The 13935-nt window shown below is 38.6% G+C and carries 10 protein-coding genes; 3 read left to right on the plus strand and 7 right to left on the minus strand.

What is annotated here, in order from left to right; translation table 11 throughout:
• The 4 genes from OKW21_RS31685 to OKW21_RS31700 all read right to left on the minus strand — a co-directional run.
• On the minus strand, positions 1 to 1240 hold a 1240-nt coding region (locus tag OKW21_RS31685; RefSeq protein ID WP_277487986.1), incomplete at its 3' end, for a RagB/SusD family nutrient uptake outer membrane protein.
• A gap of 11 nt (positions 1241 to 1251) precedes the next feature.
• The gene (locus tag OKW21_RS31690) at positions 1252 to 4608 is read right to left on the minus strand and encodes a SusC/RagA family TonB-linked outer membrane protein (RefSeq protein WP_277487988.1); all 3357 of its coding nucleotides are present in this window, start codon (positions 4606 to 4608) and stop codon (positions 1252 to 1254) included.
• Positions 4609 to 4797: 189 nt separating this feature from the next.
• A complete protein-coding gene (locus OKW21_RS31695) occupies positions 4798 to 5796 on the minus strand; it encodes a FecR family protein (RefSeq protein ID WP_277487991.1) in 999 nt (332 codons plus the stop codon).
• A gap of 105 nt (positions 5797 to 5901) precedes the next feature.
• Complete coding sequence (locus OKW21_RS31700) at positions 5902 to 6516, minus strand: RNA polymerase sigma factor (RefSeq protein WP_277487993.1); 615 nt, start codon at positions 6514 to 6516, stop codon at positions 5902 to 5904.
• 446 nt (positions 6517 to 6962) lie between these two features.
• On the opposite strand from OKW21_RS31700, the gene OKW21_RS31705 reads away from it, so the two are divergent.
• The 3 genes from OKW21_RS31705 to OKW21_RS31715 all read left to right on the plus strand — a co-directional run bounded on the left by OKW21_RS31705 (position 6963) and on the right by OKW21_RS31715 (position 9685).
• The gene (locus OKW21_RS31705; RefSeq protein WP_277487994.1) at positions 6963 to 7631 is read left to right on the plus strand and encodes a recombinase family protein; all 669 of its coding nucleotides are present in this window, start codon (positions 6963 to 6965) and stop codon (positions 7629 to 7631) included.
• Between the two features lie 87 nt (positions 7632 to 7718).
• Positions 7719 to 8546 carry an IS982 family transposase gene (locus tag OKW21_RS31710; protein WP_277476897.1) on the plus strand — a complete coding sequence of 276 codons (828 nt, stop codon included), beginning with the start codon at positions 7719 to 7721 and terminating at the stop codon, positions 8544 to 8546.
• A 38-nt stretch (positions 8547 to 8584) separates the two neighbouring features.
• Positions 8585 to 9685 (plus strand): hypothetical protein, encoded by a 1101-nt coding sequence (locus OKW21_RS31715; RefSeq protein ID WP_277487996.1) that lies wholly within the window; start codon positions 8585 to 8587, stop codon positions 9683 to 9685.
• Positions 9686 to 10442: 757 nt separating this feature from the next.
• Here the strand turns inward: OKW21_RS31715 and OKW21_RS31720 are convergent.
• The 3 genes from OKW21_RS31720 to OKW21_RS31730 form a co-directional block, all read right to left on the minus strand.
• Positions 10443 to 10721: a hypothetical protein gene (locus OKW21_RS31720; RefSeq protein WP_277487999.1), complete on the minus strand. Its 279-nt coding sequence runs from the start codon at positions 10719 to 10721 to the stop codon at positions 10443 to 10445.
• A 138-nt stretch (positions 10722 to 10859) separates the two neighbouring features.
• Positions 10860 to 13079, minus strand: a complete 2220-nt coding sequence (locus OKW21_RS31725) for an ATP-binding response regulator (RefSeq protein ID WP_277488000.1) — start codon at positions 13077 to 13079, stop codon at positions 10860 to 10862.
• Between the two features lie 27 nt (positions 13080 to 13106).
• Positions 13107 to 13676, minus strand: coding sequence for a GNAT family N-acetyltransferase (locus tag OKW21_RS31730; RefSeq protein WP_277488002.1), 570 nt, complete (start codon positions 13674 to 13676; stop codon positions 13107 to 13109).
• Between the last annotated feature and the right edge of the window lie 259 nt (positions 13677 to 13935).

Genomic DNA, 13935 nt, shown 5'->3' on the forward strand with positions numbered 1-13935 from the left:
CATATACAGTCTCATCAGGCCCGTTCAATTCGTTTTGTGCTTCAGCATACATTAGTAAAACATCCGCATACCTGAGCATCACCCAATCCTGCTGGCTTTGGGTAGAGTAGCCGTAGGGCATCAGGCCCGGACTTAAAAACTTCTTAACACCATAGCCTGTAGGCAGGTTATTTGAAGGATTATGGACATTGCCATTGATATTGACTTCATCCACAAAAATGGTTTTTTCTAACCTGGGATCACGGTTTACTATTGGATCATCAGGATTGGTAAGTGGAGATTCGCCATAGGGCAGGCCATCTTCATATTCATAGGCATCCACCAGGTTTTGCAGCGGACTCACTACAAGCCAGTCACCAAACCACTGATCCATTGGAGTTGCATTGTCAGGAGCCAGGAATTTGATGGAAAAAATGATTTCTTCATTTCCTTCCTGGGTACCGTCTCTGAATACATTTTCAAAAACCGGGTTCAGCTCATAACCTGCACTCATGACTTCCAGGGTCAAATCTCTGGCTTGAGTAAGTAATTCAGGATCTGGATTCCCATTTTCATCATAGGAAGCATACATTAAAACTCTTGCCTTCAAGGCTCGTGCAGATGATGCTACGGCATGCCCGGTATTTTGCGCAAAAGTTTCATCCGGAAGATTGGCAATGGCAAAGTCCAGGTCTGTGATAATTTGATCCAGGACTTCTGTTTCTGTAGATTTAGGTTGGATCTGGTTTTCCAATGTCAGTGGTTCGATAACAATTGGAACTGCACCGTAACTAAAATAGAGTTGAAAATAATAGTATGCTCTGATGAACTTGGCCTCCGCTTCATATTGTACTTTGGTATTTGCATCAATATCAGAACTTTCATAAGTAGTAAGCTGTGCTAAGAAGATATTAGTACGGGCAATACCATCATAGCTGTTGTTATATACATCCGTAATATATCCTCCTGTAGAAGGAGAAATATTTCCCAGCACAATAGCTTGACTTCCCCAGTAGTTATGCTGTCCGTATCCATTATCTGTTAGGGCATCCCAATTTGGCATACCGTAAGAGTAAATTCCCCCACCGCCTTGTAGGCTCCCATAAATTGAGGTAAGGGCCATGTCAAAATCTGCTTTACTTTGCCAAAAATTAGTAGATGAAATCTGGTCTTGGGGATTTCTATCCAGAAAATCTTCCTGGCAAGCACTAAAGAACAATGTAGTGCTTGCGAATAGTATATAGATGATAAATTTTTTCATGATGTGAACAGTTAGAATTGTACATTCAGCCCAACAGAATAGATTTTATTTTGTGGATAATTCACGAACGATCCACTTCCACCTCTTTCAGGGTCCAGGCCAGGATAGTTTGTGAAGGTGAATAAATTATCACCTGACACATAAACTCTTAGCTTCTGCAAGCTGATTCTTTCAGTGATGGTAGAAGGTAGAGAATACCCAATCGTTAGATTTTTAAGCCTCAGGTAGGATGCATCCTGGAGGAAGTAACTAGATGTTCTTCTGATTTTGGCAGGAGCATTGAAGCCCCAGTAAATTTTGGGCATGGTAGTAGAAGGATTTTCTTCCGTCCAGCGACTTCTCCATTCGGTAGTAGGAGGAGAGCCCTGCACAAAAGGAATCGTTCCCCAATTATTTACATAAATTTTTCTGCCTTCAACTCCCTGAAAAAAGAATGAAAAATCTAATCCTTTCCAGGAAGAATTGAAGTTCAGTGCATATTCAAAATTAGGATATTGTCCGTCTATAGGAATGCGGTCATCATCGTTCACAACACCATCTCCATTCTGATCTTTAAATATTAAATCTCCAGGTTCAGTATTGTCATTATATTGAGGTGGTGCCGAATCTACTTCAGCCTCATCCTGGAAAATACCGATCCATTCCAGCATGTAAAAAGTATCCCAGGGCCTACCTTCTTCTTTAATTACATTGCCACTGATCTCTCTTTCTCCAAATTGGGTGAGCTCATTTTTGAATCTGTCAATAAAGAAATTGACGTCATAAGAAAGTCCGCTAAATGTACCATCCTGTACACTATTTCGGTAATTGAGGTTTAGCTCAATACCAGTATTTTCCATCGTCCCATTGTTCACTGTAGGAGGTGTTAGTCCTACAACTCCGGTCACCTGAGAACTTCTCAAAATATCAGTAGTCCGTTTTTTGTACCAGTCAAAAGTCAACGACAAACCTTTGAAGACAGTGAGATCTAAGCCAAAATCCGTAATCTGTGTGGTTTCCCACTGAATGTTTTGGTTAGCAAGCGCTACCTGAGCGGCTCCTGAAGACAAGTTGGCATTGTCAAATGGATAGTTACCGGTGAGGGACAATAAGCTTTGGTAAGGATATAATCCGATATTCTGGTTACCCAATTCTCCGTATGAAGCCCTGAGTTTGAGATCATTCAACCAGTTAATTCCAGCATTCTGGATAAAATCTTCTTCACTGACACGCCAACCAGCAGATACGGAAGGGAAAGCCCCCCAGCGGGAATCTTTATACAGACGGGAGCTGCCATCATAACGCAAGTTAAATTCAAGAAGATAACGCTCGTCATAATTATAGCCCAACCTTCCGAAGAAAGAGCGGATTGCCCATTCATTAGTTGTACCGCTGGCGTTTTGTACTGCAGGACTTCCCGCATCCAATTCTCTTAGCAAATTTCCGGTAAAATCTCTTCTGAATCCATAGAGATACTGATACTCGTTGAACTCCTGGCTATAACCTAGCTGGGCATTCAGTGTATGAATACCGAACTGTTTCTGATATTGCAGATAGGAAAAAATATTGGTATAAATGTTTTGTTCATCCTGTGTGATCAATCCTCTACCACCTACATCCAAGTCAGTAGCAAATTCTCCTGTTCTGTAATTATAAAGAGGCACGGAGGGTCTCCAGTCTTTCCATTTATCAAAATTTCCTACAATAGCGGCTTTGGTATACCAGTTGAGTGATTCGGTAAAATTGATATCTGCCCACCCCTGTGCGTTGATGGTATAATCTACTGTTTTTCTCAATACATCATTCTCTACAATAGCTACTGGATTTTTATTATTATACTCAAAATCATAAGCTTTATAGGTATAACGTCCATCAGGTAACTGAGGTAGATAAGTAGGAGCCTGCGACATGGTGGCCAGAAAGAGGTCGGTAGAGCCCTGCCTTGGCCCTTTTCTATCTCCCTTTTTCAGCGCCAGATTAGCACCAAATTTCACATTATCGTTGATACGAGAGGTAATGTTCAGACGCGCATTATAGCGTTTGTAATCAAAGCCTTTCATCACCCCTTGCTGATCCACTATACCTAGTGCTAAGTTATAGGTAGTTCCTTCCTTACCACCATTAAAGCTGAGGTGATGGGTTTGCGTAGGCGCAGGGTTAAACACAATATCCAGCCAGTCGGCATTGGGATAAAGCGTCCTATCCGTAGCATTTCTGTATAAGTCTATCTCTTCCTGAGTATACAAACCATTACTTATGCCACTATTGAGTTTAGCTTCATTCCAAAGCTCCATATACTCCGCAGAATTAGTGATCAAATCGAATAATTTGGTTGGTGTATGAACAGCATAATTACCATTGTATTCCACATTAAAGCGCCCTTCTTGGCCTTTTTTTGTGGTCACCAGAATAACCCCGTTTGCTGCTCTTGAACCGTAAATGGAAGCAGAAGCGGCATCTTTGAGCACCGATACATTTTCAATATTGTTAGGATCAAGGTCAGCCAAGTTTCCTTCCACTCCATCTATTAATACCAGAGGGTTAGATCCGGCACCACTGAACGTTCCCTGGCCTCTGATTCTAATATTTAGTCCCTCGTTTCCAGGTTCACCAGAATTCTGTACAATCCTCAAACCTGGAACCTGGCCTTGCAACATTGAAGTTGTATTGGTAACAGGTCTGCGGGTTAGCTTTTCGCCATCCACAGTGGCCACTGAACCGGTTAGGTTGACTTTTTTCTGTTCACCGTAACCCACCACTACAATTTCACTTAAGCTTTGTATATCTTCCTGCATCCTAATGTCAATGACCGACCTTCCGTTGACGGGCACCTCCTGTGTTGTATAACCTATAGAAGAAAAGACAAGCACATCATCTTCGTTAGGCACACTGAGTGAATACATTCCATCAATATCTGTTACGGTACCGGTACTAGAACCTTTAATTAATACGTTAACACCTGGTAAGGCCTCACCATCGAGATCATTTACCTGTCCACTCACCGTGATGGCCACCAACACGAAGCGTTCTTTTTCTTCAGTACGCCTGTCCATTTTACTCACATTGATATCCTGATTGACTCTTTTAAATTTAAGTTGTGTTTGCCTGGAAATGTCAATCAGCAATTCGGCGAGCGACTGTATTTTCTTTTCTGAGGACACTAAGGCATCCATATCAATTTGGTTTCTATCATAGAAAAACCGCAAATTGGTTTGTTGTTCTATCAGTTGAAAAGCTGTTTCCAGCCTTACTTCATGCAGTTGCAAATCCACCTTGATCTCATTGGCGCTGGTACGAGACTCAGGCTGAGCTTCAGTATCATTGGCCAGTAGCACTCCGCTTAAAATACAATGAGTGATCAAGCCGTATAAAGTGAATTTTGATAACATCTTAATTAGGAGTATAGCTTTCCTTTTCATAATTTGAATTGAGTTTTTGTTAAACATTGCGTTTGATAAAACTTGCTTGCTGAAGCCTGAAGGGACCAATTTCTGCTTCAGCATTTGTTTGGAGCCGGTATTGAGAAACTTAACCGGCTCTTCTTTCTAGGTAAAAGTGTTTTGCATATTATTATAGTTTTAGAGGGTATTAATTATCACCTGTGTATCCTTAAGCGTATAGGAGAATTTACAGGCATAGCTTATACTTTCCAGCACATATTCCAGGCTTTTGTTCTCGAACTCGCCATTGTACATCCACAAGGGCTTATCATTACCTTCGTGGGTAAACCTTACCCCATACCAGTGTTCCAGCCTTTTTATAATTTCATCATAGCCAGCATTCTTGAAATATAAAATACCGTCTTTCCAACCACTCGTGGACTTAATATCAAAAGCATTTTTGGTAAAGCTTTGGTCAGATTTGTTATAAGATGCCATTTCACCAGGTGTTAATTCCATAACCAACTCTCCATATTTCTTTTGAGTAGATTGAACGCTTACTTTGCCTTGCAGCAATGCTACCTGAGCGAAACTGTCCTCCTCATAAGCATGTAGGTTGAAAGATGTGCCTAAAACCTGAATGTCTATACTAGAAGTATGGACAATGAAAGGGCGATTTTTATCTTCTGCTACCTCAAAAAAAGCTTCTCCAGTGAGGCAAACTAATCTGAGTGTATCGGAAAAATGTTCAGGAAAAGTAAGCTTGCTTTCAGCATTTAGTACAATGCGTGTTCCGTCAGTCAGATTCAAAGTTCTTTTTTGACCTTTTTGTGTTTCTTTAGTGAACATTGATACCTCACGAACCTGGGGTTCTTGCCTATTGAGATAATGAAAAAGAAACAGGGTTGAAAGGATGAAGAAGAGTAAAGATGCGGCATATTTGCCAATATGCGAGTAAGGAACAAATCGCTCATTCCAAACAGGTGTTTTTTTGCTGATGTTTTGCTGAATTTTTTCAAACAACAGATTGCTTTCCACCGTGGTATAATCATCAGGCAGTTTCCATTGGGCATCAATGAATTCTTCCAGTATACGCTCACCCTCTTCTGAACGAATCCACTTCTTTAAGAGGACTATTTCTTCAGGATTGCATTTTCCCTGAAAATACCTGATGAGTAAAGTGCGAAGTTCTGCCATACGCGAGTACCCTGTTTATAATATATTAGCTTGAGCACTGGCATTTACTCACTCGCAAAAGAAAAAAATAGAAGAAGAACAGGTAAAAAGAAAAACAGATGATTTTTAATAAATCATAAAGGCTATGGCTATACTGATAACCACTGATGAAATAACAGACTCTTTTTCCAAATGTTGTTTAATGTATTTGATGGCTCTGTATATGTGGTTTTCTACAGTTCTTTTGGATATCCCCAGTTTCAGAGCTATTTCATCATTGCTCAAACCTTCGTCTTTTCTGAGCAGCAAGATTTCTTTACGGACAGGAGGAAGTGCCTGGATACAACACTGTGTATAGTTTTCAAGGTCGTTAAAAATGATTTTATTCTCGGTTTCTATATGATAAGCTGGTTTTAGGCAGATCAGATTGCCCTGATGAGAATTAGAAATGATGCTCCGGCGAATTTTTTTGATGACAAAACGCTTAGTGAGTGTGAGTAGAAAGGCATTCAAAGAGAGATTTTCATCCAATTTTTGTCTTTGCTCCCAGACCAGCAAAAACACATCCTGTACTATTTCTTCCGCATCTTCTTTAACCAACCCCATAGACAGGCTCACCCTAAGAATCTTTTGATGGTATTTGTCAAATAATAAACGGTAAGACCGTTCAGAGCCTGAACGTAAAGATTTTACCAAGGTGAAATCTTCCGGTTTCCGGCCCCGGGATAAAAATAGCTTCATACTCAGTGAATTAGGTTGTTAGTATTATGAAAATACTAAATGTAACACATAAAAACTTATACAGAATATGTATACTTCATAAATATGAGGTTTAATTAGAAAATAATGCAAACCATTGAATTTTCAGATAATTAAGTTAACTGCATTAGATTGTCAACGAGGATACTTACAATTGCTAATATAAATTTTGCTTTAGCAAAAAGATCAGATTAATTCAAATCACATATAACATAATGAAAGTTGTCCGTACAGTCATATGTCATAGTAAATAGACTCTCGTTTGATTATTTTTACTTTTTCAAAACCTTCGTGCGAAGTGTTGATCATATGATGGACCTGATAAGCCAGGTGTTAGTTTTCCATCAAAAAGCTTAATATTTCATATCCGAACATTTTACAAACGTCCGTTTGTAAAATGTTCAAAATGGTTTTAGCTTGCTGTCAACATGAATTTTATCGCATACTATAGAGTTTCTACAAAAGCACAGGGGCGGTCAGGTCTAGGATTGGAAGGGCAGAAGAAAGCTGTGCATCGTTACCTCAAAGAAACGGATTGCATTGTGAAAGAATATGTAGAGGTAGAGTCAGGTAAACGGAATGACCGTCCTGAACTGGAAAAAGCCATTCAGCATGTACAACAGATTGAAGGCAAGCTATTGATTGCCAAGTTGGACAGACTGAGCCGAAATGCACGTTTTATTTTTACACTACGTGATACCCATGTTCCATTTGTGGCCGCCGACATGCCGGATGCCAATAACTTAACAGTGGGTATTATGGCAGTGCTTGCTGATCATGAAAGGCAGATGATTAGTGAGCGTACTCAAGCTGCCTTACAAGCTCTGATAGCAAGGGGTAAACAGTTGGGAACTCCTGAAAACCTTAATGAAAAAGCAAGAATAATTGGGGAGAACGTTAGAGTGAAGAATGCATATTTTCACCCAAATAATAGAAGGGCAGGTGCTTTTGCCATTTCTTTATATAAGCAAAAGTTGAATTATACAGAGATTGCTCGTCAGCTGAATGAGCATGGCTTTACAACACGCCGCAATTGCTCATTTACACATGTGCAGGTAAAGCGGCTTATTGAACGATATGATGTATCCTATAAATAACTCAAGTTGCGAATTAAAAGGTTAAATGAAGCATAGTCTGCCAAAAGATTGTTAAAGTGAAGTTACCACACTTTACCTAACAATTACATGACAGACTATACTATTGCAATATATTGTTTTATGGACGATTATTTAAAAATCAGCCAACCCCACATAGACATTCGTCGCAAAGTAAGTGATGCGGAGATATTAACTACTGCCCTGCTCTCAGCCCAGTACTTTTATGGCAACCAGCACACTACTTGTCAATACATGCAGCAACATCATGGGATGGCCAAAATAGACAAGTCTAACTTTAATCGCCATCTGCATCGCCTATCAAATACTTTAATCAGGATCTTTTTAGCATTGGGGGAGAGTCTCAAGCAACTCAACACTGCAAGTCGCTACTTAATAGATTCGTTCCCAGTAGCTGTTTGTAAAAACATTCGTATTGGGAGGTGCAAGCTACTAAAACATGAATCTTATCGGGGATACAATGCCTCCAAACGACAGTATTTCTATGGTTTTAAGGTACAGGTAGTTACCACCGCCGATGGTATACCAGTGGATTATTTGATCACGGCTGGTTCTATTCACGACAATACAGCTTTACAAGCTATGTCCCTATACTTACCTCAAGGTAGTGAACTTTATGCTGACAGTGCTTATACGCATTATGAGTTGGAAGACCTTTATGAAGAATGCGATCAGGTGCGCCTATTGGTAGAGCGAAAATCTAACTCAAAAAGGCAGGATAACGCAGCTATGCGTTTTTTAAAAAAGCATTACAGAAAGCGTATTGAAACCTGCTTCAGCCAAGTTACTGCTCGCTTTCCCGGAAAAATCCATGCAGTTACCCCACAGGGGTTCTTGCTCAAGGTCGTTCTGTTCCTATTTGCTTTTACTTTTAACAAAACATTATCCACAACTTAAATTATAAATAATAAATTTATATTGAAAAAATTTTTACTATGAGCAGACAGGAACTAACCACTCGTTTTGATAAAAATCTTGCCCATAATACTTATGATTTCAATAAATATAAGGAAGATGCCACTCTAATCCGAAATCTAGTAGTATACCTGGCTTTTAGTTATCAGGAAGATTTGTGGGGATACGGTACGCTAGATCCGGTGAAGTTTGCCAAACATATGGGCTATAAAGATCATAGAAGTCTCTATAAAAAAGTTAGCAGCCCCGCCCAGCTTGAAAATCTTAGCGCCGGGGAGATAAAGGAAATTAGAGAAGACACGAATGAATATATATGGGATGATTTGTTGGATAATGCCCTATATAAAATGGCTCATCAACCCTTATCACTTAGCTTTGGAGGGAGAGCGGCATCTGGTGAGAATTTCTACGGAATTAAGACCATGCTAATCCTTACCTCTGTGAATGTTTACTTTGATGAGAAGAATCCACAGAAACGCTACTATAAGTTTAAAGCTAGTAGCGAATTTTTAAGTAATCTGTCACGATATTTTTTAACGCTTAACCTAAAATCCTTTACTGCATTAAGGGAGAACCGTCTTCAACCCTTATACCTTTATCTTTGTAATCTAAGAGAAACCTTGAAACTCAAAAAAGAATTGGGTACTCCTGGGTTTGATTTGATTTGCAAACAAGCTGGTATAGGTGACAAAGAAGCCAAGCAGCGGAAGAAGAAAGTGAATCAAAAGCTAGGGACAATTCAAAAAAAAGCCCCTGAACTCGGGTTACAATGGGACTGGGAGAAGAATGGTCGTTTCAATTACAAATTAGTGATCTGGTTTGAGTATCAAGACAGTGACAAGATGCTGGACCGACAACAGCATAATCTGTTCTTTATGCGAATCCTTGTGCGTTTGCTCTATCAGGAATTTTGTAAATTTCATAGCCAAGCCCAGGCACAGGATATTGAAGACAGAGTCATTTTTTATCAATGGCTTGCAAAACCAGATAAAGATTCTGATGTCAAACGTTCTGCTATATGCAACGCATTTCTTCAACACTATGGAAAGACAATTGATGCTTATGATAATCAGGTATGGTCAGTATTCCGGTCTTTAGATCAGTTAGAAGTATTAGCTTAAATTAATGTGTTACCTAACTGACCACCCTTAGTTCTTTTCTAGCATTCTTTGAGGTATACTACTTTCAACGGATATTTTGCTCCCCCTTAAGTGTCCTAGATACAGCTTTTCAAATATAAACCGTTACCTAACCGGCCACTGTTCAAGGTAAAAACTACTTGCAAAACACGATTACTGCACCTGTTACCTAACTGACCACTCTCCGTTACCCAACTAACCACCAACCGTTACCTAATCGACCACACCCCGTTACGTAATTGACCACTCTCTACTATACCGTTACCTAATTAACCACCAATAAATGCCCCGAAATTCAATTTAAAGCAAGAAGAGCTATATAAGCGTTACCTAATTAACCACCCTTTTATATATTCTCTTAAATACCTATATATAATATAATAGGTGGTCAATTACGTAACACAACAACAGGTTTTAAAGGCATATACAGAATAGCAATTTGTTTACTTAACATAATCTTTATTATATAACCTATATTGCACGGACTAAATTTGGGGAAGTGTTAGAAATTGTAAAAAAGAAAAAATGTTGCGGCCTAACGGTGCGGATATAGGAACTATATGCGCGAAAATAAACTGCCGAATCTGCATATCTGGCCGACGCTATCCCTAGCAAGTTGCTCCTCAGCAGAGCTTGATCCGTTTCACGCGGCAATGCTAAAGTACATTTTGCAACTCAAAAAAACAAACCTCATAAAGCAATAACCCTAACAATAACATTTGTTAGTTAGAGCTAGATATTAAGCTACTTGTGAAATAGCTATATCCTCCAATTGGTCAAAACGGCAAACGTTTACCTTCCAGCATTCTACATTCTTACTGTGTTGCGTTTGCTGAACACACTGAATCAATGCCATTACATCTTCGTACCATCTGATTTGTACGCTAAGAATGTCAAATTTGATATAGACCTGAACCGGTTTTGTTATCCATTTCAGCATATAGCTTTCAAACTTATCCCAGTTTGCAAAACTAACACTCCCTATAAATTGATTTTGATACACTATTATTACCCTCATAAAAATTGGTATTTACTTCATAGAGGGTAATTTGTCTATACTGACTAATAAGTTCAATCAGCAATTACTGGTATTATAGTACTTGTATTTATGTATTTTTGCCAACAGGCACTCACGATTAGTTTGAAATGGAATTTATCAGATAGCGACTTTGATACGATTCATCAGATCTATTTTACTGTTTACTTCTACTTTGTTGAAAATATTTTGGACATGCTTTGATACAGTTCCACTCGATATATGAAGCTGCTCTGCAATGGTATGGTAAGTTAGACCCTGAGCAATTAGCTTCACTATTTCAACCTCTCTTAACGTGAGATTATACTTTTGGCAATTTTCTTCAAAACTATTTTTTTCTAAACTACTGTGATCGACAACCCCCTGATTTTGAATAGCTTTAAAAACCTGGGAGACTATAGCATTTTTTTGTTTTATTTGATTATTCAGGACCGAATCAATTTTATATATCAATTCGTTTATTGAGAATGGTTTCTCCAGATAATCCACTGCTCCTAATGACAAACCTTTCAGCTTATCCTTTTTACCGGTTCTTGCAGTCAGAAAAATGAAGGGTACATGGCCAAACTCTTTTCTTTCTGATACAATCTGATAAAATTTAAATCCATCTATAGAGTCCATCATTACGTCGGATACTATTAGGTCCAGATCCTTGAGGTTATCCAGCTTTCGCAAAGCTTCTGTACCACTTTTAGCAATGTATACATTATAATGCTTTTTGAGCTTGACAGATAAGTAATTAAGCATGGATAGATTATCCTCAACAACAAGTATGGAAAGTAGTTCACTGTCATAAATACTGTCCTCGGGAATTGGACTACTCATCTGCACCCGTATATTTCCACTATCACTTATGCTTTTGGTTGCTTCCGCTACATTAGCTTGAGATCTAGGTAAAATAATAGTAACCGTTGATCCTGGAGTATCACTTTCATTGGCTGTTTTACTTTGAACAGCGATAGAACCCTCTAGACCATCTATTATCTTTTTGACAATTGAGAGCCCCATTCCCAAGCCCTGTGCATTTTTTTTCTGCTTATTGATCTGGAAATATGGCTCAAATATTTTGTTTTGCATATCGGAAGGTATTCCTATACCATTATCAGCAATGGAAAAAATAATATCACCATTCTTCTCATATAGTTTTACTTTAATCTCCCCTTTCTTTTCAGTATACTTTATAGCATTTTCAATAAGATTATTAACTACTCTACCTATTGCCTCTGAAGAAGCCTGAATCAAAATATTATCCTCTATATTTTCATGAATTCGGATATTTTTATGTTGTGCCAGTGATTTGAATAACACCAGACTATTCTTCAAGCTCAAACTGAAGTCAACACTTTCAGAGTAATCATATATCTCTATTCCTTTTTCAAAACGCTCCAGGTCAAAGAGGTTGGTGATATCTTTAGTCAGCTTTTCCGTGTTGAACTTGACTACAGCCAACTCTTCGTTGATCCCGTATTTATTAATGTACTCATCTAAATAGTTATTGATCAGTGTAAGAGGTGTTTTGGTTTCATGCGTTAGATTGATAAGCGTATTGGTTTTTTGCTCATTGATATCCACCAGCTTTTTCGTTCTGTCTTCCACCTTCTTCTGAAGTTCTTTGTTCAATTTTTGTAGTTTCTGTTCGGATATTTTGAGCCTACGGTGTTCAAATTTAGCGTTATACACAGAAGAACGGATGTACGTAATTGTCATCACCAGGAACCCCGCATTGGTCATGCATACCTCTAACACCTGGCTACCATTAAAATAGGTAATGATGGGCAAGGAAATCCAGAAGGCTAATGCAAGGTAGACCGATATAATTCTTTCCTTAAACAGACTGCCATACTCACCCTCAGGTGAGTTTCTGTACTTTTTTCTTACCGCCTTGGTGATATTAAAAATGAATACCAGGCAGTAGATGAAAGGAACCACTACAAATAGCTTTCTGCTTAGTGTCAAATTATCAGTCAGCAGATATGGCACTATAAAAGTGGCAATAAAGGGCAGGAACACAAAGTTAAACGTTCCGTATATAGCAAACCATCTGAAATGCTCCAGGTTAAAAGCTTTATAAAAGTAAAAGGCAAAATACATGGACATGATAATAGCAGAAGTATAAGCCATAATATTTTGCGCAATAATGGGTATGGGAATGTTATCTGCCGGAAACAACCCACCCATCACATTGTACTGTATCAATAAATACAATAAGATAAGATACCACAGACGGCTTTTTTCGCTTGGCCTTTCTAAAAAATAGATTAGTTGAAAGAATAAGATTACCAACTCAAGCATTATAATTGAGAAAGTAATCATGTGCATTTCGGTACCAGGCACATACATAGGCTATAGGTTAAGTAAGCTTGTTTCTTAATTTCTTCTCAGCTGGTAGAGTGGAAAGGAAAAATCTAGCTCATTGAATATCTCAAAGTCATACTTTTTGTACCAGGGCAAATTCCTCAGCGTTGAAGTCTCCAGATAAATAGGTCGTGCTTTTTGATCGCACCTATCTAATACTTCCTGCATAAATGCACTTCCGATTCCCTGATTTTGCTGTTTGGGATCTACTCCTATATACCACAAATAGTAGTATGGCTCTTTCGGATGGTTTTGATGTACTAAGGCTTCTCTTTTTAGCACCTTTCCTACCCTATTAAGTCCAATACAGCCAGTGGCCAGTTTAGCATCCCATAATACTGATTTGAAAGTAGTTTTCTTTTTTTCAGGCAATAAGATCAGAGCACAGGCATTGAGATCATCTGATATCCAGGTCTCGCCAAAAGCGTTACAGATATTATAGGAATAATCAACCAACCCTTTAATCCTGTCCAGCCGTTTGTTATCGTTTTTGATTACATAATTGGTGCTTTTATTATCTGCAAAAGCTTTGCTAAGTATTTCTACTATACGTGACTTATGAGTGCTATTTGCTACTTTCATGGAAAGTTATATAGGTTTTTTGTGAAAAGTATGCAATAAAGCCAGAGAAGCTTATTAATTCAACTAAGACCGCTATTTTCATATTATTACAAAGGTGTACATTAGAATAGTACAAATGTTCAATAAAGGACTTTACTAAAGGTTTCAGTATATGTGGTAAGGTCAATTGTATACCCCTCCCTTCTTACAATCATTTTAGTGTACACCAGAAACCGGCCACACCCGGACCTACAGGCCTACGCACAAAACATACCAGCCT

The sequence above is a fragment of the Catalinimonas alkaloidigena genome (assembly GCF_029504655.1).
Lineage (GTDB): Bacteria > Bacteroidota > Bacteroidia > Cytophagales > Cyclobacteriaceae > Catalinimonas > Catalinimonas alkaloidigena.